19 protein-coding genes and 2 tRNA genes are annotated in these 19944 nt (G+C 71.1%); 16 read left to right on the top strand and 5 right to left on the bottom strand.

Translation table 11 applies throughout. From position 1 onward, the window contains the following. Positions 1-395 precede the first annotated feature (395 nt). Positions 396-1793 carry a polysaccharide pyruvyl transferase family protein gene (locus ACQPXS_RS17755; RefSeq protein WP_433450285.1) on the bottom strand — a complete coding sequence of 466 codons (1398 nt, stop codon included), beginning with the start codon at positions 1791-1793 and terminating at the stop codon, positions 396-398. A 222-nt stretch (positions 1794-2015) separates the two neighbouring features. Here ACQPXS_RS17755 and proB point away from each other — a divergent pair, with 222 nt between their 5' ends. From proB to ACQPXS_RS17730, 5 genes are all read left to right on the top strand, one after another. Next, positions 2016-3122: a glutamate 5-kinase gene (proB, locus tag ACQPXS_RS17750; protein ID WP_351798653.1), complete on the top strand. Its 1107-nt coding sequence runs from the start codon at positions 2016-2018 to the stop codon at positions 3120-3122. Positions 3123-3255: 133 nt separating this feature from the next. After that, entirely contained in the window at positions 3256-3681 is a 426-nt protein-coding gene (locus ACQPXS_RS17745) for a hypothetical protein (protein ID WP_351797781.1), read from the top strand. Positions 3682-3791: 110 nt separating this feature from the next. After that, the gene (locus ACQPXS_RS17740; RefSeq protein ID WP_433450283.1) at positions 3792-5078 is read left to right on the top strand and encodes a glutamate-5-semialdehyde dehydrogenase; all 1287 of its coding nucleotides are present in this window, start codon (positions 3792-3794) and stop codon (positions 5076-5078) included. Between the two features lie 93 nt (positions 5079-5171). Further along, complete coding sequence (locus ACQPXS_RS17735) at positions 5172-5762, top strand: hypothetical protein (protein WP_433450281.1); 591 nt, start codon at positions 5172-5174, stop codon at positions 5760-5762. Between the two features lie 89 nt (positions 5763-5851). Next, positions 5852-6922, top strand: coding sequence for a hypothetical protein (locus ACQPXS_RS17730; RefSeq protein ID WP_433450280.1), 1071 nt, complete (start codon positions 5852-5854; stop codon positions 6920-6922). A gap of 209 nt (positions 6923-7131) precedes the next feature. Here the strand turns inward: ACQPXS_RS17730 and ACQPXS_RS17725 are convergent, their stop codons facing one another. Continuing rightward, complete coding sequence (locus ACQPXS_RS17725; protein WP_433450278.1) at positions 7132-8220, bottom strand: M48 family metallopeptidase; 1089 nt, start codon at positions 8218-8220, stop codon at positions 7132-7134. Positions 8221-8324: 104 nt separating this feature from the next. Between ACQPXS_RS17725 and ACQPXS_RS17720 the strand changes: the two genes are divergently transcribed. The 7 genes from ACQPXS_RS17720 (at position 8325) to ACQPXS_RS17690 (ending at position 12634) form a co-directional block, all read left to right on the top strand. Further along, on the top strand, positions 8325-8489 hold the full coding sequence (locus ACQPXS_RS17720; protein WP_351797790.1) for a hypothetical protein: 165 nt from the start codon (positions 8325-8327) through the stop codon (positions 8487-8489). 120 nt (positions 8490-8609) lie between these two features. Beyond that, a complete protein-coding gene (locus tag ACQPXS_RS17715; RefSeq protein ID WP_351797791.1) occupies positions 8610-8762 on the top strand; it encodes a hypothetical protein in 153 nt (50 codons plus the stop codon). Positions 8763-8818: 56 nt separating this feature from the next. Beyond that, a complete protein-coding gene (nadD, locus tag ACQPXS_RS17710) occupies positions 8819-9514 on the top strand; it encodes a nicotinate-nucleotide adenylyltransferase (protein ID WP_365333541.1) in 696 nt (231 codons plus the stop codon). A 16-nt stretch (positions 9515-9530) separates the two neighbouring features. Next, complete coding sequence (locus ACQPXS_RS17705; protein WP_433450277.1) at positions 9531-11255, top strand: LCP family protein; 1725 nt, start codon at positions 9531-9533, stop codon at positions 11253-11255. Between the two features lie 102 nt (positions 11256-11357). Further along, positions 11358-11801 carry a ribosome silencing factor gene (gene rsfS, locus ACQPXS_RS17700; protein ID WP_228620453.1) on the top strand — a complete coding sequence of 148 codons (444 nt, stop codon included), beginning with the start codon at positions 11358-11360 and terminating at the stop codon, positions 11799-11801. Further along, positions 11801-12469 carry a histidine phosphatase family protein gene (locus tag ACQPXS_RS17695; protein WP_433450276.1) on the top strand — a complete coding sequence of 223 codons (669 nt, stop codon included), beginning with the start codon at positions 11801-11803 and terminating at the stop codon, positions 12467-12469. Before rsfS ends, ACQPXS_RS17695 begins: the two co-directional genes overlap by 1 nt. A 92-nt stretch (positions 12470-12561) precedes the next feature. Beyond that, positions 12562-12634: transfer RNA gene (locus tag ACQPXS_RS17690), tRNA-Ala, on the top strand. Positions 12635-12687: 53 nt separating this feature from the next. On the opposite strand, the gene ACQPXS_RS17685 is transcribed toward ACQPXS_RS17690, so the two are convergent. Then, positions 12688-13536 carry a helix-turn-helix transcriptional regulator gene (locus tag ACQPXS_RS17685; protein WP_433455848.1) on the bottom strand — a complete coding sequence of 283 codons (849 nt, stop codon included), beginning with the start codon at positions 13534-13536 and terminating at the stop codon, positions 12688-12690. A 321-nt stretch (positions 13537-13857) separates the two neighbouring features. On the opposite strand from ACQPXS_RS17685, the gene ACQPXS_RS17680 reads away from it, so the two are divergent. From ACQPXS_RS17680 to ACQPXS_RS17665, 4 genes are all read left to right on the top strand, one after another. Beyond that, on the top strand, positions 13858-15393 hold the full coding sequence (locus ACQPXS_RS17680) for an MFS transporter (protein WP_433450274.1): 1536 nt from the start codon (positions 13858-13860) through the stop codon (positions 15391-15393). A 69-nt stretch (positions 15394-15462) separates the two neighbouring features. Next, complete coding sequence (locus ACQPXS_RS17675) at positions 15463-15636, top strand: hypothetical protein (RefSeq protein ID WP_351797802.1); 174 nt, start codon at positions 15463-15465, stop codon at positions 15634-15636. A gap of 3 nt (positions 15637-15639) precedes the next feature. Beyond that, positions 15640-15873 (top strand): hypothetical protein, encoded by a 234-nt coding sequence (locus tag ACQPXS_RS17670; protein WP_006136074.1) that lies wholly within the window; start codon positions 15640-15642, stop codon positions 15871-15873. A gap of 594 nt (positions 15874-16467) precedes the next feature. Then, positions 16468-16540 (top strand) — tRNA-Ala (locus ACQPXS_RS17665). A gap of 115 nt (positions 16541-16655) precedes the next feature. On the opposite strand, the gene ACQPXS_RS17660 is transcribed toward ACQPXS_RS17665, so the two are convergent. Beyond that, positions 16656-18266 carry an NADH-ubiquinone oxidoreductase-F iron-sulfur binding region domain-containing protein gene (locus tag ACQPXS_RS17660; protein ID WP_351797804.1) on the bottom strand — a complete coding sequence of 537 codons (1611 nt, stop codon included), beginning with the start codon at positions 18264-18266 and terminating at the stop codon, positions 16656-16658. After that, the gene (locus tag ACQPXS_RS17655; protein WP_433450271.1) at positions 18263-19540 is read right to left on the bottom strand and encodes a cytochrome b/b6 domain-containing protein; all 1278 of its coding nucleotides are present in this window, start codon (positions 19538-19540) and stop codon (positions 18263-18265) included. The genes ACQPXS_RS17660 and ACQPXS_RS17655 overlap by 4 nt, the downstream gene beginning before the upstream one ends. Positions 19541-19944 lie beyond the last annotated feature (404 nt).

Here is a 19944-nt window from a genome sequence, read left to right as displayed (position 1 = left end):
TGCGCGGCGGCTGGATCGGCCGAAGTCGCCGTTGCCGGTGTGTGTGACGGTTTAAGTGGCCGGTAGCGCTTGTGTCGCGCATGTGTGCCTGGCGTGTATGTGGGGCCTTCGCGGCCGGTGTGGCTGTCGCTGGGCTTGTGTGGGGCCTCGGGGGGCCGCGAAGCACAGATTCCGGCCGCTGCAGGCCGCCATACGGCAGAGACCGACCGCTCGGGCCGCCACGCAGCACAGGGCCGGCGCCCAGACCGCCCCACACGGGCCGGCCAAGGCGAGCCTGGCCGCCGGGGTCTGCGCGGTCGTGGTCGGCGCGGCCGGGCTCTGTGCTGCGAGGCGGCCGTGCCGGCCCGGGTCGGTTCTGCCTACCCGGACCGCACTACGGCATGAGGGGAGCGGCCCTACTGCTTGCCCGACTGCAGTGCCCGGCGCAGCGGGCGGCCCACCACGCGGCGGGCGCGGCGGTAGACGGAGGCGGCGGGCGCGGGGGACGCGGCCTGCGCCTTGCGCGACCGGGCCAGCTCCTTGCGCAACTTCGCGTTGTCCTGGGCCAGTTCGCCGATCTGCGTGTGCAGCCAGCCGAACCGGCTGCTGAGCGAGGCGAGGTCGGTGTCGTTCCACGGCCGGATGCCCGGCGGGAAGGACAGCGACCGCAGCCGCTCCTCGAACGCCGCGCCGCCGTCGCCGTGCGTGAAGGTGTTCCGCAGCCCGTTCTTGTCCAGGAAGCCGACGAACCGGTCGAACCGCTCCCGGTGGTTGCCCACGAGACCGCCGAGGTCCGCCTCCTCGTACAGCCGTGCCGGATCCGCCGCCTCCGGGTCCTTGGCGGCCTTGTCCAGCCGCTGGTGCGGGATCTCGAAGTACCGGCACAGCTCCAGGGTGCGCGAGTCGCCGCACAGCACGGTGGCGGGCGTCCCCGCAAGCAGCGCCGCGATGTTGCCGTGGATGCGCGAGCCGAAGGAGAAGTCGAAGCCGCGCAGATCGTCGATCCAGGTGACCGGGTCGACGTACACCCGCACCTTGTCCTCCCGGTACATCGGGTGGTCCGGGTGCGTCGGCATGGCGGTCACCTGGGAGTTGGGATCCGTGAGGTCCCGCCAGTGCAACTGCCGTGCGTCGCTGAGGTTCTGGCCGATGAACCGCAGGTTCGGATAGCGGGCGTGGGTACGGCCGATGATCCGCTCCAGGCCCTGCTTCTGCACCGCGCTGTGCGAACCGTTGACCGCGATCCGCGACTCGGCACCCAGCGCCGGCACCCGCTTGCGGACGTCGAGCTCGGGGCCGTACAGGAACAGCGACGGACAGCCGATGACCTCCACGTCACGAAAGCCCATGTCCCGCAGGTACTGCTCGGTGAACTCGCCCCGCACCCCGATCGACGAGCTGCGCTCCAGCACCGCCGTGCAGAACGCGCGCACCGACTGCTCCATCGGCTTCAGCCGGGCCGGGTTGTACGTCACGCCCGTCTGCGCGCCGACGCCCAGCACCACGACCGGGATCCTGAGCTTGTCGATCAGCCGGGTCAGCCGGTTCAGCCGGCCCTCGAAGGACGGCCGGAAGGCGTTGGCCAGCGGGACGACGAACGCGTCGTACTCCTCGTTGATCCGGGCGGCCGCGGCCAGGTCCGTGCCGATGCCGTTGGAGACGACCTCGGTGTCCGGTGTCTGCAGGATCTTGTGCGCCGCGTCGCTGAAGATCAGATTGCCCGAGTTGGTGGCGATGACGTCCCGGTGCAGGGCCTCCTCGACGGACAGGACGTCGTACGGGCTCTTGCCCGATCGCAACAGAATGCGCTTCACGAACTTCAACTTATGTTGGGACTAGTTTTAATTTCTATACGCAACCAGTACAACCTTTTTGCCGTACGCAAATCGTGAACGAACGGCTACGGACCGCGTGTCCGGAGGCTGGACCGATGGGCGAGGGACGATCCACTTCGCGTAGATTGCCGCTCAGGCAGCCGGAACAGCGCGCGGGACCGAGAGGGAACAGAGGGCAAGGTGGCAAGGGCAAGGCAGGCCGTGGGCGAGGCCCGCAGGATCGTCGTCAAGGTGGGCTCCTCGTCGCTGACCACCGCCGCCGGCGGCCTGGACGCCGACCGAGTCGACGCACTGGTCGACGTGCTGGCCAAGAGCCGCAGCGGGGGAGAGCGGGAGGTCGTCCTCGTCTCCTCCGGCGCCATCGCCGCCGGCCTCGCGCCGCTCGGGCTGCGCCGCCGCCCCAAGGACCTCGCCCGGCAGCAGGCCGCCGCCAGCGTCGGCCAGGGCCTGCTCGTCGCCCGCTACACCGCCTCCTTCGCCCGCTACGGCGTCCGCGTCGGCCAAGTCCTTCTCACCTCCGACGACATGAGCCGCCGCGCCCACCACCGCAACGCCTCCCGCACCCTCGACAAGCTCCTCGCGATGGGCGCCTTCCCGATCGTCAACGAGAACGACACGGTCGCCACCGACGAGATCCGCTTCGGCGACAACGACCGCCTCGCCGCCCTCGTCGCCCACCTCGTCCACGCCGACCTGCTGGTCCTCCTCTCCGACGTCGACGGCGTCTACGACGGCGACCCCAGCAAGCCCGGCACCTCGCGGATAGCGGAGGTGAAGGGCCCCGAGGATCTGGCGGGCGTCGAGATCGGCAGCGCGGGCAAGGCCGGGGTCGGCACCGGCGGGATGGTCACCAAGGTCGAGGCGGCCCGGATCGCGGCCGCGGCGGGCATCCCCGTGGTCCTCACCAGCGCCGTGCACGCGGCGGAGGCCCTGAGCGGCGGCGACACCGGCACCTACTTCCACCCCGCCGGCAAGCGCTCCGCCGACCGGCTCCTGTGGCTCCAGCACGCCTCCACCCCGCAAGGGGCGCTGACCCTGGACGACGGGGCGGTGGACGCCGTCGTGAAGCGGCGCAAGTCGCTGCTGCCCGCCGGAATCGCCGCCGTGGAGGGCGAGTTCAGCGCCGGCGACCCCGTCGAACTGCGCGACACCTCCGGGCGCGCGGTGGCCCGTGGACTCGTCAACTTCGACGCCAAGGAGATCCCCCGGCTGATCGGGCGCTCGACGCGCGAACTGGCCCGGGAACTCGGCCCGGCGTACGAACGCGAGGTCGTACACAGGGACGACCTGGTGCTCTTGCACGCGTAAAACGGGACGTAACGACAGCCCCCCGTGGGGGACGTTCCGTAAAACCGCCCCGCGCTGCCGTACGGCCTGCTCAACTTTGTCTCAGAGGGGCGTTCCGACAGACGTCCCCGAGCGGTGGGTGAAGGAGGCCGTCGTGAGACGAGTGCGCCCTGGGGTGGCCACCCGCGGTGCCCTGACGAGCGTCGCTGCCGGCGACACCTATGAGGAGCCCAAGGACATGCCCCGGCTCTGGCACGTCACTCTCAGCGTCTCCGGCCCCGACGTCCCCCTCACCGATCTGCGGCGGGCCCTGGAGCAGCTGGCCCACGACCACCCCTTCCTGCTGACCAGCCGGTACGCGAGCGACCACGCGGAGATCCGGTACTGGGAAGAGGCCCGCGACCTGCATGACGCCGCCGCCGTCGCCCTGCGCCTGTGGGGCGAGCACCGGCAGACCGCCGGACTGCCCCCGTGGGAGATCGTCGGCCTGGAGGTCATCGACCGGGAGACCTACCACCAGCGCATCGCCGAGGGCTACGGCCCACCCCCCGCGACACCGGTCGGCGTCCATCCCTTTTGATCCCCCTTGACTCTCTTGGGTCCCCTTGAGTCCCTTGGGTGCACCTGAGACCTTGTCTCGGGGTTTGGGATGAGCGGTGGGTGACCCGTTTCGCGCACTACCCTTCCCTCATGACCACGCTCTCGCCGTACGACTCGATGTCCCCGGTCACCCAGGCCGCCTACCGGGCCAAGGCCGCCGCCGCCGACCTCGCGCCGCTCCCGCGGGCCGTGAAGGACGACGCGCTGCTCGCCATCGCCGACGCGCTGGAGGTCCGGACCGCCGAGATTGTCGAGGCCAACGCCCGCGACGTGGCCAAGGCCCGGGAGAACGGCACCAGCGAGGCCATCGTCGACCGGCTCACCCTCACCCCCGAGCGGGTCCGCGCCATCGCCTCCGATGTGCGTGACGTGGCGAAGCTGCCCGACCCGGTCGGCGAGGTCGTCCGCGGCTCCACCCTCCCCAACGGCATCGACCTGCGTCAGGTCCGCGTCCCGCTCGGCGTCGTCGGCATCATCTACGAGGCCCGCCCGAACGTGACCGTGGACGCCGCCGCCCTCTGCCTGAAGTCCGGCAACGCCGTCCTGCTGCGCGGCTCCGCCTCCGCCTACGAGTCCAACACCGCCCTCGTCCGCGTCATCCGGGACGCCGTCGGCGGCTCCGGGCTGCCCGCCGACGCCGTCCAGCTGGTGCCCGGCGAGAGCCGCGAGTCCGTCCGCGAGCTGACGCGCGCCCGGGGCCTGGTCGACGTCCTCATCCCGCGCGGCGGCGCCTCCCTGATCCAGACCGTGGTGAGCGAGTCCACCGTCCCCGTCATCGAGACCGGCACCGGCAACTGCCACGTCTACGTCGACGCCCACGCCGACATCGACATGGCCATCGACATCCTGATCAACTCCAAGGTCCAGCGGGTCAGCGTCTGCAACGCCGCCGAGACCCTCCTCGTCCACCAGGACATCGCCCCGGTGTTCCTGCCGCGCGCCCTCGACGCCCTCGCCGAGGCCGGCGTCACCGTGCACGCCGACGAGCGGGTGATGGCCTACGCCAAGGACTCCAAGGCGACGGTCGTGGAGGCCGTGGCCGAGGACTGGGAGACCGAGTACCTCTCCCACGACATCGCCGCCGCGATCGTCGACTCCCTGGACAGGGCCGTCGAGCACATCCGGCTGTGGACCTCCGGCCACACCGAGGCGATCGTCACCGCCTCCCAGCAGGCCGCCCGCCGCTTCACCCAGCTGGTCGACTCCACCACCGTCGCCGTGAACGCCTCCACCCGCTTCACCGACGGCGGCCAGTTCGGCTTCGGCGCCGAGATCGGCATCTCCACCCAGAAGCTGCACGCCCGCGGACCGATGGGCCTGCCCGAGCTGACCAGCACGAAGTACATCGTCACCGGCGACGGCCACGTGCGCCCCTGACATTCACCCGTTCGGCCGTACGTCCCGGAGCCGTGGCGGACGGCCGGAACGTCGTCTCACCAGTCAGACGAATTTCCATACCGTCTGCCCAAATTGACCCCCCAGGTCTACTCTGGATGCGTGCCGGAGGACGTGGGGGGCACGCCGTTCCCTGACGGCTGGGAGCCCGACGACGACCACGACCGCGGGGTGTCGGACGAAGAGTTCGCCTCCGTGGTCTTCGACGAGGCCTTCGTACAGGCGGCCGCGGTCCATGAGCCGACCGCCGTCGAGCGCCTCCTTGCCGCCGCACAGGCCAGAGCCGAGGCCTCCGAGGCAGAGGCCCGCCGCGCCCACGCCCGAGGCGAGCGCTACGACGACGCCTACGGCCCCGAGGGGACCGAATTCGGCCAAGATCCGGACGACGAGCTGGAGGACACCTACGTCCTCGGCGACCGCCACTTCAGGGGATACGGCAAACAGGTCCGCTGGCACCGTCCCGTGGCCTGGGTGCTGGCCGTCGTGATGGGCATCGGCATGGTCGCCCTGGCCTTCGCCGCCGTCTACCGGGGCGGCACCGCCGGCACCCGTGACGGGGTCCCCGCGCCCGCCCCGACCGGCCTGGAACAGGGCAGCGCCGCCGCGCCCTCCGTCTCCGCCGACACCTCCCAGCCGGCCGCCTCGGCCATCCCGCGCTCCCCCTGAACGCCCGCGTTCGTTCTTGGTGAGCACCTGTCAGAACTTGTCGTGTAGCAGGGCGTTTACCTGAGGCCTACGCGACCTACTCTGAAAGTATGGGCGGGCCTGGAGACCCACCGGAGGGCACACCCGAGGGCGGCCCCGGAGGTGGGGAGGACGAGTACCGATCCGTCGTCTTCGACGAGTCGTTCGTCCGCGCTGCCCGCCTCCAGGAGTACTCCGCCGAGGAGCGCATGGCCGACCACGCGCCCGCCGTACGCCGCCGCCCGCCCCTGCACCGCGGACTCACCCGGCAGGCCCTGATCCTCGTCCTGCTGATCGCCGTCGCCTTCGGCACCGCGATCTACATGGGCGTCCGCCACCCCTACGGCGCCCCGCAGACCCGGCGCCCCGCCGAGCCCCTGCGGATGACGGTGATCCCGCTCGCCCCGACGGGCAAGGTGCCCGGCACCGCCGACGCCGAGACCCTGTACGCGCACAGCCCCGCCGCCCAGTACGAGGTCGGCGCCGAGGGCATCCCCCTGCCGGCCTCCCGCAGCACCGCCCACTTCTCCGACAGCCAGGTGGTGACCGCGCTCACCACCGCCAAGGACTACATCGTCCGCTCCTCGCTCTACCCCGAGGTGCTCACCGGCCGCCAGGTCCGACCCGCCCGGTCCCTCGTCGACGCCGACCAGCTCGACCAGTTCGACCAGAGCTTCGACCGCCCGGCGGCGGACGGCCGGCACGCCCCCACCGGCTGGCTGGTCCGCCTCGACCCCTCCCGCGCCCAGCTCGCCGACGACCGGATCCGCGTCCAGGGCGACCTTCAGGCCATCGAGAGTGACTCGGGCACGCTGGAGGTCACCGCCGACCACACCTTCGTCTACGCCCTGCGCCCCACCGGCGCCGCGGCGGACGCGCCGGTGTCCCTGTTCACCGTCCGCCGCGAGCTGACCTTCCGCTTCACCCGCGACGACCTGCGCACCCATCAGGTCCAGCTGGTCACGTCCTACGTCCAGGCGGGCCCCCTCGCCTGCGCCGAGGACTCCACGTCCTACCTCCGCCCCCTCCTGGCCGGCCAGACGGCCCGCACCGGCGGCCCCGCGGGTACCGACCCCTACGAGACGGACAGTCCCACGGCCCTGTGCGGGACGCTGGCCGCTGGGGCTCAGCCGAAGGTGTGAGCGAGGACAGTTCTCGGGGCCGGCCGCGGTGATCGTGGGCGGTTCGGGCACCCCTGGGGCCTTCCGGGCAGTCCGAGAGAGACACATCTGGCCGAGGAGGGCTCGGCACGCTCGGGCCGAGGGGGGTTCGGCACGCCGGATCCCGCCGCGGTGGCTGAGCGCCGTTGCCGCGGGGCGAGAGGAGCCGGTGTCGGTCGGGCCGGCCGGTGTCACCCCTCCTGAGGGGCGTCCGACGGGCCTCCCTTGGCCGGGGGCGGGCTGCGGAAGCCGTCGAAGCCCCGGCGGACCCGGCCGCCCAGGTCGCCCGCGCCACCCGCGAGGTCCGTGACCAGCTTCATCAGCGGGTCCTTGGAGGTCTTCACATCGCTCGCGTAGCTGGCCGCCGACTCGCGGAAGGAGTCGCTGACCGAGGTGTCCTTGTCCCCGTCACGCCGCGGGTAGTGGCCGTCCATGATCCGCTGGTAGTCCCGGGACTCGGCCCACTTCTTCAGCTCGGCCGCACGGATCGTGGCGAAGGGGTGCGAGCGGGGCAGCACGTTCAGGATCTTCAGCACGGAGTCGCGCAGATCGCCCCCGGAGTCGTACTCCTCGGCCTGCTCCAGGAACGCGTCCACGTTCATCTCGTGCAGATGGTTGCCACCCGCGATCTTCATCAGGCCGCGCATCGAGGCCCGGACGTCCTGCCCCACCAGCAGCCCCGCGCGGTCCGCGGACAGCTCCGACTTGCGGAACCACTCCCTGAGCGCCGTGATGATCGCCATGATCGCGAAGTTGCCCAGCGGGATCCAGGCGACCTTGAGGGCGAGGCTGGTCAGGAACAGCAGGATCGTGCGGTACACCGAGTGACCGGACAGCGCGTGTCCCACCTCGTGCCCGACGACCGCCCGCATCTCCTCCTCGTCCAGGAGCTCCACAAGCCCCGTGGTGACGACGATGATCGGCTCGTCCAGGCCGATGCACATCGCGTTGGGCTGCGGGTCCTGGTTGACGTACATCGGCGGGACCTTCTCCAGGTCCAGGATGTAACAGGCGTCCAGCAGCATGTCGTGCAGATGCTGGAACTGCCGCTCGGAGACGCGCACCGAGTCGGACAGGAACAGCAGTCTCAGACTCCGCTCGGGCAGCAGCCCGCTGAGCGCCTTGAAGACGGTGTCGAATCCGCTCAGCTTGCGCAGCGCGACCAGGGCCGAGCGGTCGGCCGGATGCTCGTAGGCACGCGAGGAGATCCCCGGGAAGCGCCTGCGCTGCCTGCTGGGCACACGCTCGTGCCCCGTCTGCTGCTGGCCGTCGTCGGACATGTCTTCCCCCATGTGCTCGTGTGAGTGCCCACTGTGCCCCCGAAGCGGAGCCCAGCCTAGGCGGAGATACCGTGGACGGGCAGTACAGCCGAAGGAGTCCACTCATGGAGCACCACCCCGCAGCCGCCCGGCTGACCGAGGCCGCCGCGAGCGCCGTCCAGCAGCACGGGGCGGGGAATCTGCTCCGCATCGTCCTGATCGTGATGATCCTGGGCTGTGTACTGACCGCCTGGTTCCTGCTCCGCGGCTACAAGCGGAAAGACGACTGACGGCTCGCGAAAGTTCCCCGCCCGGCCCGAACGGTGGAGTCGGCGTGATCGCCGACGGGGCGCCCGCATACGATGGGCCGACATCTTTATCCCGCCCACACGCGTTAGGTCCTGCCGAAGATGAGCCTTCACAGCACCGCAGCCCAGTTGGTCACCCTCGCCGAGGAGGGCGGCCACCACAACAGCCTCAACCCGGCGGTCACCGGCGGCAGCGCCCTCGCCATCCTGCTGCTCCTGCTGTGGATCACCACCCGCTTCAACCGCGACCGCTGAGCCGGGACCCCGTCCCCGGCCGGACGTCACAGGCCGGGCCGGTAGGGTCTGCACGCATGGGAGAGCAGGACATGCCTACCGGTCCGGCGTACGAGACCGCCGACGACACGGTCGAGCACCCGCAGTACCGGCAGCACCGGCCGGGCCACGGCCCCGCCCGCACGGGCAAGCGGCGCCTGGGCGTCATGGGCGGCACCTTCGACCCGATCCACCACGGGCACTTGGTGGCGGCCAGCGAGGTCGCCGCGCAGTTCCAGCTGGACGAGGTGGTGTTCGTGCCCACCGGCCAGCCTTGGCAGAAATCCCACCGCAAGGTCTCCCCGGCCGAGGACCGCTATCTGATGACGGTCATCGCCACGGCCGAGAACCCGCAGTTCTCCGTCAGCCGCATCGACATCGACCGCGGCGGCCCCACCTACACCGTGGACACCCTGCGCGACCTGCGCGCCCTCAACCCCGAGACGGACCTGTTCTTCATCACCGGCGCCGACGCCCTCGCGCAGCTGCTGACCTGGCGGGACAGCGAGGAACTGTTCTCCCTCGCGCACTTCATCGGCGTCACCCGGCCCGGCCACCACCTGACCGACCCCGGCCTGCCGGAAGGCGGCGTCTCGCTCGTCGAGGTTCCGGCGCTGGCCATCTCCTCCACGGACTGCCGTGCGAGAGTCGCCAAGGGAGAACCCATCTGGTACATGGTGCCGGACGGAGTCGTGCGCTACATCGACAAGCGCGAGCTGTACCGCGGCGAGTGAGCCGAGAGGGGCACCGGTGAACGACCGATACGACGCGGGTGACGGCGGCTACGGCGCCGGCCCGTACGAAATCGTCGGCTACGACGAGTACGGCCGGCCCATATACCGGCAGGTCCCGGCACAGCAGGCACCGCAGGCTCAGCAGGCGACCTACGACCCGTACGACCAGCAGCAGGGCTACGGCTACGACCCGTACGCCACCGGCCAGCAGCCGCCGGTGACCTCCTACGACGCCGGCCGGCCCGCACCCGGGTACGACCCCTACGGCTCCCAGCCCCCGTACGACCCCTACGGCACCGGCACCCAGCACCCCGCCGGCTACGAGCCCTACGGGCGGGCGGCCAACAGCGGGCAGCAGCCCCGGGTCACCGAGCAGACCGCCCACATCCCGCAGCAGGCCGGCCCGGCGCAGCGCCCGCACGCCCCGGCGGAGCCCGAGCGGCCGCACGACGACGGCGACCGGGACTACCACACCGAGCAGTTCGCGTTCGTCGAGGAGCCGGACGGCGACTCCGAGGACGTCATCGACTGGCTGAAGTTCACCGAGAACCGCACCGAGCGCCGCGAGGAGGCCCGCCGCCGCGCCCGCAGCCGGATCATCGCTCTCCTCGTCGTCCTCGCCCTCGTCGCCGTCGGCGGTGTCGGCTACCTCTGGTACGCCGGAAAGCTGCCCGGCCGGTCCTCCGCCGCCTCCAAGCCCGGTGCGGCCACCCCGGTCGGCGCCCAGAAACGCGACGTGATCGTCGTCCACCTGCACAACACCGGGAAGGGCGGCACCTCCACGGCGCTGCTGGTCGACAACACCACCACCAAGCAGGGCAGCACCGTGCTGCTGCCCAACTCCCTCGCCCTGAGCGGCGACGACGGCTCCACCACGACCCTCGCCAAGTCGGTGGACGACGACGGCTCCTCCGGCACCCGCGACCAGCTCGACACCGTCCTCGGCACCGACATCCAGGGCACCTGGCGCCTGGACACGCCCTACCTGCAGAACCTGGTCGACCTGGTCGGCAACATCGACATCGACACCAACACCGACGTGCCCGATCCGGACGCCAAGAAGAAGGGCGCCGAACCCCTCGTCCACAAGGGCAGCGACCAGACCCTCAGCGGCAAGATGGCCGTCGCCTACGCCACCTACCGCGCCGCCGGTGAGTCCCAGAACGCCCAGCTGGAGCGGTTCGGCCAGGTCATGCAGGGTGTGCTGCGCAAGATGTCCTCCGACCCGTCGGCGGCCACGACGACCGTGCAGACCCTCGCGCAGATCCTCGATCCGCCGCTCACCGACAAGGACCTCGGCGCCTTCCTCGCCAAGCTCGCCGACCTCGCCAAGGGCGGCGCCTACAAGACCGCCCTGCTGCCCGTGCAGGCCGACGGCACCCTGAGCGCGAAGACCAGCGACAGCGTGGTGAAGGACATCCTCGGCGGCACCGCCAAGAGCCCCGCCGCCGGCTCCGCGGTCCGGGTCTCCGTGCAGAACGCCACCGGTGTGAAGGACGACTCGGAGAAGGCCCGCGTGGTGTTGCTCAACGGCGGCTTCACCTTCCTGGAGGGCGGCACCGCCTCCGGCGCGCAGGCCACCTCGAAGGTGCTCTACTCGGACGCCTCCCACAAGTCGGACGCCACCGAGGTCGCCAAGACCCTCGGCCTGCCCGCCGGCTCCGTGGTCAAGGGCACGGTGTCCTCCGGCGCCGACGTCTCGGTCGTCCTCGGCCGGGACTACAGGCCCGCCAGTTCCTGACCGGGTCCCGGCCACCCCACGTGCCACCGTAATCACGTGGGGTGCGCCGGGCGGTCCGTGAGACCCTTGAGGTCCAGTGACCGCCGACCGGAAAGCTTCGTAGTGACCGCCACCGACCGTTCCCTTGAGCTCATCAACACCGCCGCCCAGGCGGCGGCCGACAAGCTCGCCCACGACGTCATCGCCTACGACGTCAGCGACGTGCTGTCGATCACGGACGCCTTCCTGCTGGCCTCCGCGCCGAACGACCGCCAGGTCAGGGCCATCGTCGACGAGATCGAGGAGCGCCTGCTGAAGGAACTCGGCGCCAAGCCGGTGCGCCGCGAGGGCGACCGCGAGTCCCGCTGGATCCTGCTCGACTACGTCGACATCGTCGTGCACGTCCAGCACAGCGAGGAGCGGGTCTTCTACGCCTTGGAGCGGCTGTGGAAGGACTGCCCCGAGCTGGAGCTGCCCGCCGACGCCAAGGCCACCCGCGGCAAGGCGGAGGAGCACGCGAAGCTGCAGGCCGCCGAGGCCGAGCAGGAGCCGGGCGGGGAGTGGTGATGAGCGCCACCGGCGAGGTGACCGACCGCAAGACCCGCGGCCGCCGCATCATCCTGTGGCGGCACGGCCAGACCGCCTGGAACGTCGAGCGCCGTTTCCAGGGCAGCACGGACGTCGCGCTGACCGAGACCGGCATCGGGCAGGCCCGTCGCGCCGCCCGGCTGCTCGCCTCCCTGGGCCCGGACGCGATCATCTCCTCGGACCTGCAGCGGGCGGCGGACACGGCCGCCGAGCTCGCCGCCCTCACCGGACTCGACGTCACCCGCGAGGAAGGCCTGCGCGAGACCTACGCGGGCGTCTGGCAGGGGCTGACGCACGAGGAGATCATCGCCCGCTACGGCGAGGAGTACGCCGCCTGGAAGCGCGGCGAGGCGGTCCGCCGCGGCGGCGGTGAACTGGAGACCGAGGTCGCCGACCGCGCGGCGCCCGTCGTGCTGCGGCACCTCGAGAAGCTGCCCGAGGACGGCACCCTCGTCGTCGTCAGCCACGGTGGCACCATCCGCACCACCATCGGCCGGCTGCTCGGCCTGGAGGCTGCGCACTGGGAGAGCCTCGGCGGCCTCTCCAACTGCTGCTGGTCCGTGCTCGGTGCGGGCGCCCGCGGCTGGCGCCTGCTGGAGCACAACGCCGGCACCCTCCCGGAGCCGGTCCTCGGCGACGACGACTGAGCGTCCGGAGGCTCGCGGACCCCGGATTTCACTTTCTGGCAGGTCACAGGCTAAAGTTCTTCTTGTTCGCCCCGCCGAGCGGGAAGAACCGAGGGGCTATAGCTCAGTTGGTAGAGCGCCTGCATGGCATGCAGGAGGTCAGGAGTTCAATTCTCCTTAGCTCCACTGATCGACACTCTGTTGAGTTGTCAAAGATCGGTGTTGAAGGTCCCGTCCCCTCAGGGGGCGGGATTTTCTGTTGTGTACTCCGGCGGCCACAGCCGCTCTCTTCGCTCCCGCAGCAACGTGACCTTCTCGCGCGACTCCTCGTCCTCCGGGGTGTAGGCGACGATCCGGCACTCGGGCATCCCGTCGATGGACAGCGACTGCGAGGTCATTCGCATGTCGCCCACCGCCGCGTGACGGAACGTCTTCACCCGAGGGCCCGGCGGTATCACCTCACCGCTCGCCCACAGCTGCGCGAACCAGGGGCTCGCCGCAGACAGCGCGCGTATGTACTCCTCCCAGGCCGGCTCGCCCACGTGTCTGCCGTAGGCCGACCGCAGCGTCGCCACCATCACCGGCAGCTCGCGCTCCCGGTGCACCACCGGACAGTCCTCGTCCGCCACGGTGAACAGCGTCCACAGCGCGTTCGGCACTCCGATCCCGCGGGCCTTGCGCAGCGCGAACAGGTCACGGTAGGCCGGGTTGGCGGCCAGGATGTCGTAGCGCGAGTTGTAGACCACCGCCAGCAGGGGATCGAGGGCGTCGATGATGCCCTGCACCCCGGGGGCGACCCGGCGGGGCAGGGCACCCGGCTCCGTCTCGAAGGGCACCTCTGCCAGCCGGTACAGATGCTCCCGCTCCGGCGCGTCCAGCCGCAGCGTGCGGGCGACCGCGTCCAGTACCTGCGGCGAGGCGTTGATCGGCCGGCCCTGCTCCAGCCACGTGTACCAGGTCACACCCACGCCGGAGAGCTGGGCGACCTCCTCCCGGCGCAGCCCGGGTGTGCGCCGCCGCAGGCCCGGCGGCATCCCCACGTCGGCCGGTGTCACCCGCGCCCGCCTGCTGCGCAGGAAGGCGGCCAGCTCCGGCCTGCGGCGCTGAGCGCTCGCCGGCCGGGGCGGCTTCGCCGCCCGCGCCCTGTCGGCCGTCCTCGCCGCCGCGGTGCTCGTCGCGTTGGTCGTGTTGGTCGTGCTGGTCACGCTGCTCGTGTTCGTCGCCATCGTGAGACCCCCGTCATCGCCCGCCATTCCCGTCATGTCCTGCGCTCCCCCGGTCATCCCCCGTCATCCCCGTCGTCCCCCGTCCTCATCGTCGGCACCCGGGCCCGGCCCTGCCAGGTGCTGGCAGTACCAGCATCGCCGGGCTCTCGGCACCCGTACCGGACCGTCGTCAGGCTCGGTGCCATGACGACGACATCCCGAACCGGGCCGGGCAACGGGCCTGGTTCCCACCCTGCGATCAGTGAAGCACCCGCCACTGACAGTGACCCCTCGATCGCCGACGGTCCCGCATCACCCGTCACCGACAGTGAAGCACCCCGCACTGACAACCGGCCCCGGCTGCTGCTCGCGGTCCTGCTCACCGCCCTGTTCATGGCGGCCCTCGACGTCTTCATCGTGAACGTCGCCGCCCCCACCATCGGTACCGAACTCCGTGCTTCCGGCGCCGACCTGCAACTGGTCGTCGCCGGCTATGCCATCTCCTACTCCGTGCTGCTGATCACCGGCGCCCGGCTCGGCGACCGGCTCGGCCACGGCCGGGTCCACCTCGCCGGCGTCGCCCTGTTCACCGCGGCCTCGCTCGCCTGCGGTCTGGCGCAGGGGGCGACCGAGCTGATCGTCTTCCGGCTGGTGCAGGGCGCCGGTTCGGCGCTGGCCATCCCGCAGGTGCTCAGCCTGATCCAGCGGACCTTCACCGGCGAGGCCCGGGCCCGGGCGCTCGGCGCCTACTCCGCGGTCCTCGCCGTCGGCGCGGCGGCCGGACAGATCGCGGGCGGCGTCCTGGTCAGCGCCGATCTGTTCGGCACCGGCTGGCGGCCGGTGTTCCTCGTCAACGTGCCGGTGGGCGCCGTGCTGCTCGTACTAGGCCGCCGGGTGCTGCCGCTGGGCGGGGTGAGCGGGAGGGAGCGGGCCCGTGCGCTCGACCTGCCCGGACTCGTGCTGCTGGGCGCGGCCGTGTCGCTGCTGACGGTGCCGCTGGTGCTCGGGCAGGAGGAGGACTGGCCGCTGTGGTCCTGGCTGTCACTGGCCGGCGCTGTCGTGCTGTTCGCGCTGTTCTGCGGGTTCGAAACCCGGCTGGCCCGGCGCGGCGGCGCCCCGCTGATCGCGCCCCGGGTGCTGCGCCACCCCGGCATCGGCCTGGCCGTCTTCCGCATCCTCGCCGTGATGTCGGTCAACGCGGGCTTCCTCTTCGCGCTGACCCTGCACATCCAGGGCGGCCTCGGCTACAGCGCGCTGCGGGCCGGCCTGAGCTTCGCCCCGACCGCCGGCGTCTTCGGTGCCGTCAGCCTGACCTGGCGGAGGTGGCCCGCCGGGCTGCAGCGGGCGCTGACCCCGGCCGGGTTCGCGCTGACCGCGGTGTCCGTGGCCGTCGTGGGGCTCGCCTTCCACGGGGGCGGCGACGGGGGAGCGGTCCTGTACGCCGGATACACCGGCCTCGGCGCCGGGCTGGCGCTCGCCTTCAGCCCGACGCTCACCGGCGCGCTCGCCACCGTGCGGCCCGAGGACGCGGCGGACGCCAGCGGTCTGCTGGCGACGGTCACCCAGCTCGGCCAGCTGATCGGGGTGGCGTCTTTCGGCACACTGTTCCTGAACCGGCTTGAGTCATTCGGTGTTCTGCGCTCGTATACCTCTGCGGAGGCGTTCTCGGTGTGTGCCTGGGCGCTGGCCTCAGCGGCTGCGGCGGGCGCCGTGTCCGGACTGGTACTGAGGCGTCGCTGACCGTATTGCTCCGGCCGTGGCAGAATCAAACGGCCGGAAGGGGGCGTGGCCCGACGGGAGGGAGTAGCGATGCCTGCGAGCATCCTTGAGGAGGGCGGCCACCTCCTCGGTGCGGCGTTGATACGGGACACGACCACCCGGCTGAGCTGCCCTTCCTGTGGTTCCGCGCATGTCGCCCAGGTCCTCGGCGACAACGGTGGAATCTCCTACGTGTGCACGGCCTGCGGCCACTGCTGGAGCTGATCGATGGGTGCACACAGGCGAAAGTGTGACTGGTGTGGGAGCGGTACGCCGATCGTCCGTGACATGGAGCCGATCAATCCCGACTACCAGTACTGGTGCGAGGAATGCGCGCGGGCGCTGATCATAAAAGGCGACCCGATCGAGACGTACCGGGAATTGGAGGGCGAACCGATCTACGGCCGCCTTCTGGAAGAGCACTGCACACTCAAGCGCTTCTACTCCTTCGTCACCGCCTGATACCGGGGCGCACCGTGGTCGCGTTACGGCGACGAGGTCCGGACCGCCACGGGGACCAGCGCCCCGGCTGGCGCATAGAGGGCCGAAACCGTCAATTCCGGGTTCCCCTGGACCAGTTCGGGGCGCCCGGTTCCGTGCGGCACCCACCAGGACGGTGACCGCGCAGGCGCACACCGCCCGGTACCGCCGCCCGCGCAACTCCGCCGCCGCGGCGGCCGCGAGACCCAGAGCGGTCACGACGGCCGCCGAGGCGGCCCAGAGAGGGCTCCCGGGTCGGGTGTGCGCAGAACGCGCGCCAGAACGCCACGCAGCCCGGTTGACCGTTCCCTCGGCATGACCGGCCCGGCCCGCAGCGAACACCGTGTCCGCCCGGAACCGCCATGAGCCGTACGGCGGGACGGCCGCACCGCGCGCGTGCCGCAACCATGGCGTCGTCCGGCGGCTCAGGTCCCGAAGCACCAGGACGGCGATCACCGAACAAAATAAGACATTAGTGGCTGCATCGGTGCGAAGCCGAAACCGATTTGGCGCTGCGTCCCCGGCCCTGTAATGTTTAAGTCGTCGCCGGGGGAACCGGGCGAAACAACAAAACAAGGGGCTATAGCTCAGTTGGTAGAGCGCCTGCATGGCATGCAGGAGGTCAGGAGTTCAATTCTCCTTAGCTCCACAGAAGTCGAAGGCGGATCATCCCGACGGATGGTCCGCTTTCGGCGTGTTGCGTCCGGAGAGTCGCAGTCGATCGAAGGGGCGTCACCCGGTCCGGGTGACGCCCCTTCGTGTGCTCAGCGGCCGAGAGCGCGCCGGCCGCGGCCCTGGGAGACGACCGGAAGGTTGCGCGACGGCGCCTGCCCGCGCGTGTCCTCCTCGATGCGCAGGGCGAGCGCCGGGCAGCGGCGCACCGCGCGCAGGGCCTTCGCCTCCGCGTACCGCGGCACCTGCGCCTGGGCGACGGTCGGGAAACCGTCGGCGCCGAGTTCGAACACCTCCGGGAGGATGTCGGCGCACAGTCCGTGGCCCCGGCACAGCGTCCAGTCGACGTAGATCTTCTGACGGCTCGCACCGGTCTCCTCGGGCTCTCCGCCGCCTGGGATGCCCGTGGGGGCCCTGCCTCCCTCGAAGAGCGGCAGAACGCCCTCCACGCGCCGTCCGCAGCCGTTTCCGAGGACATGCGCGGCCAGGTCGTCGGTGAACGCCTTGATGGTCGACTCCAGGAACATCGCCGAGCCGTCCGGATGCGAACACGCGCCGCGGCGCTTGACGTTCTTCGCGACCTGCTTCAGCGCCTCCAGGGCGGCCGGACCGCCGCCGTTGAGGATGTCCTCCATGCCGCGCGCGGCGGCCGGCAGTCCGAGGTAGCAGGGCCCGCACTGGCCCGCGCTCTCCTCGGCCAGCCACTGCGCCACCCGCAGCGACTCGCCCAGTGGGCAGGTCTCCTGGCTGATCGGCAGGATCGCGCCCGCGCCCAGCGAACCGCCCACCGCGTCCAGCGAGTTGCGGGAGACGATCGCCTCGTTGACGGTCGCGGCGTCGATCCACTTGCCGTGGTAGCCGCCGGTCAGCACGCCCTGCGGCACCGGCGGGGCACCCGCCAGCTGCAGCACGTAGCGCAGCGGCACACCCGTGGGGACCTCGATCACCATCGGGCGGGCGACCGCTCCGGACACGGTGAGCATGACGGTGCCCGGTTCGTCGTACAGACCGGTGTTGCCGTAGCGCTCGGGGCCGATGCGGGCGGCGATGGCCAGCTGCGCGAACGTCTCCGCGTTGGACAGCAGCGTGGGCGCGCCGCCGACGCCGGTCTGCGAGGCACTGATCTTGCGGCCGGGCGGGATCGCCGGGCCGCCGTCGATCGAGCGGATCAGGGAGGCGGCGGCGCCGGTGACCATCCGCACCGGGTTGCGCTGCACCCACGCGCGTAGCGCCGATCTACGGCTGTTGCTCAGGCCGCGTTCGGCGAGCGCTGCCTCCATGGAACGCTGCGTGGACTCGCGTGTGACACCGATCACGAGCGTCCGCGCGCCGAGCGCCTCCGCGCACAGCAGCGCGCCGTCCAGGATCAGATGCGGGGCGCGGTTGATCAGCACCGTGTCCTTGCGGCAGGCCGGCTCGTCCTCGCTGCCGTTGACCACGACGACCGGCCGCACCCCGCGCTTGATCGCCGACTCGGCGACCGAGCGCAGCTTCTTGTGGAAGGGGAAGCCCGCGCCGCCGCGGCCCCTGAGGTTGATGCGTTCGGCGAGCTGCGCGAGCTGCTCGCCGCCGAGCGGGTCGAGCGGCCCGTGCACCTTCAGGTGCATGGGCAGGTCGAGCCGTTCCACAAGGTCGAAGCCCGACGTGAGCTGCGGAAGGCCGACCACGCGGACTTCTGGGACGTCGGGCAGGGCCTCGTTCACTTAAAGCCTCCGGACGGCGTGTTCCAAGGTTCGCCCGAACCCGGAGTGTCGTAGGACGCGCCGGGCAGCGTTTCGGTAGCGGGACCGCTGTTGTACGTGTCACCGGCGTTGTACGTGCCGTAGAGGCCGTTTGTCTCACCGGTGTCGTACATGTCACTTCCGCCGTACCCAGCGGTGCCCGGATTGCCGTAGACCGGAATGGTCTGCCCGGTGTCCTGGAGCGGGTCGTACACGGACGGCGGGGCCTCGCCGACCGGCGGCGGGGACGGGATCGGCCAGCTGCCCGAGGTGCTGGAGCCGCCGTCCACGCGTGGCATGGCCTCCGTGGCCTGCATGTCCAGCGGCATGTCCATGCGGGCGGTCTGGCCGGCCGGGTACGCCTGCCGGGAGCGGCCCGGTGTGGAAACGGCCCGGTAGGCGGCCGCGAAGCCCGACGCGGGTTCCGCCGCGGGGGCCGCGGGGGACTGGTACAGCGGCGCGGCCGGCGCGGTGGCCCCCCTGGGCTCGCGCCGGCCCTCGAAGCCCGCCGGAGCCGGCTCGGCCACCCGGGAACGGCTCGCGTCCAGCTCCTCCAGTCCCGGCCGCTCCGAGCTGCCGAACAGCGCCACCAGCCGGTCGGCGACCCGGCGCTTGACCGGGCGCGGGGCGGCGCGCAGCGCGAGGGCGGCCATCACGCCCAGCAGCGACAGGCCGTAGGAGATCACGAAGAACGGCTTGGCCGCGCGACCCGCGTACAGGCCGTGGATCAGCGCGGCGCACCAGGCCGGGTAGGCGAGCATGTGCATGGCGCGCCAGCGGGCGGCGACCGGGGCCGGGGTGGCGAAATTGCTGCGCAGGGCGCCGGTGACGCCCACGAAGATCATCAGCAGGCCCGCCAGCGAACCCAGTCCGATCAGGCCGCCGATTCCGGTGACGCCGAGCGAGAACGGAATGATCGCGGCGATCGCCTTCGTGTGGCCGAGTGCGACCTTCGTGGTGATGTGCAGCAGGAGGAACGCGATCGAGGCGACCCCGAGCGTGCGGTGCACCGCCTGGCCGACGATCCGCTGCCGGATGTTCAGGAAGATCCGGTCCTGCGCGAACAGGCCCCAGATCACCGAGCAGCTGAGCGAGACCAGGGACAACACACCCGCGCCGAAATTCAGGAAGTCGCGGAACTGGTTGCCTCCGGCCAGCACGACCACGGGTATGAGCAGCAGGACGACAGCCGATGCCACCCCATAGGCCGAGCGGCCCGGTTTGGGGAGGGAGCGGGTACTACGACGAGGGTTCATGGGGGCAACTCCGAGCAGTTTCGGGAAGGCGGTCCCGCTGCCGAACTCTAAGTGGCGCCATACCGATCAGTACGGGGGTTTGAGTTATTGCGTTGTTATCAACGGACCATGCGACTGGGGTGATGTCCCTTTGCGGACGGTACGCGAAGTAATCGTTGACCTTGGTTCAGCTCCCCTCGTGGTCGTGGCAATGTCCACCAGGGATACGGAAGCGGATCGCGGCTTGCTCAAGGCCGTCGCCGCTCGCTCGAGGCCTGCGGTACCCTAGCGCCATGCGTGCCGTACGCCTTCTGCTTAGCGGGCCGCGCTGATCAGTACCGACCCCGGGTCGAACCGGTGAGGTCGGCATCGGCGCGGCGTCCCCTCCTGTGCGAGGGGTTTTTTCATTTCCGCAGGCAGAGACG

Origin of the sequence: Streptomyces sp. CA-142005 (assembly GCF_050942335.1) — a bacterium.
Classification (GTDB): domain Bacteria; phylum Actinomycetota; class Actinomycetes; order Streptomycetales; family Streptomycetaceae; genus Streptomyces.
This window is presented reverse-complemented; position numbering and strand designations above follow the sequence as displayed.

Coding starts and splice junctions, on each gene's coding strand:
- ACQPXS_RS17655 (WP_433450271.1), bottom strand. CDS start 19,540: ATGAACCCTCGTCGTAGTACCCGCTCCCTCCCCAAACCGGGCCGCTCG.
- ACQPXS_RS17715 (WP_351797791.1), top strand. CDS start 8,610: ATGAGCCTTCACAGCACCGCAGCCCAGTTGGTCACCCTCGCCGAGGAG.
- nadD (WP_365333541.1), top strand. CDS start 8,819: ATGGGAGAGCAGGACATGCCTACCGGTCCGGCGTACGAGACCGCCGAC.
- ACQPXS_RS17740 (WP_433450283.1), top strand. CDS start 3,792: ATGACCACGCTCTCGCCGTACGACTCGATGTCCCCGGTCACCCAGGCC.
- ACQPXS_RS17670 (WP_006136074.1), top strand. CDS start 15,640: ATGGGTGCACACAGGCGAAAGTGTGACTGGTGTGGGAGCGGTACGCCG.
- ACQPXS_RS17675 (WP_351797802.1), top strand. CDS start 15,463: ATGCCTGCGAGCATCCTTGAGGAGGGCGGCCACCTCCTCGGTGCGGCG.
- ACQPXS_RS17720 (WP_351797790.1), top strand. CDS start 8,325: ATGGAGCACCACCCCGCAGCCGCCCGGCTGACCGAGGCCGCCGCGAGC.
- ACQPXS_RS17695 (WP_433450276.1), top strand. CDS start 11,801: ATGAGCGCCACCGGCGAGGTGACCGACCGCAAGACCCGCGGCCGCCGC.
- ACQPXS_RS17730 (WP_433450280.1), top strand. CDS start 5,852: ATGGGCGGGCCTGGAGACCCACCGGAGGGCACACCCGAGGGCGGCCCC.
- ACQPXS_RS17725 (WP_433450278.1), bottom strand. CDS start 8,220: ATGTCCGACGACGGCCAGCAGCAGACGGGGCACGAGCGTGTGCCCAGC.
- ACQPXS_RS17680 (WP_433450274.1), top strand. CDS start 13,858: ATGACGACGACATCCCGAACCGGGCCGGGCAACGGGCCTGGTTCCCAC.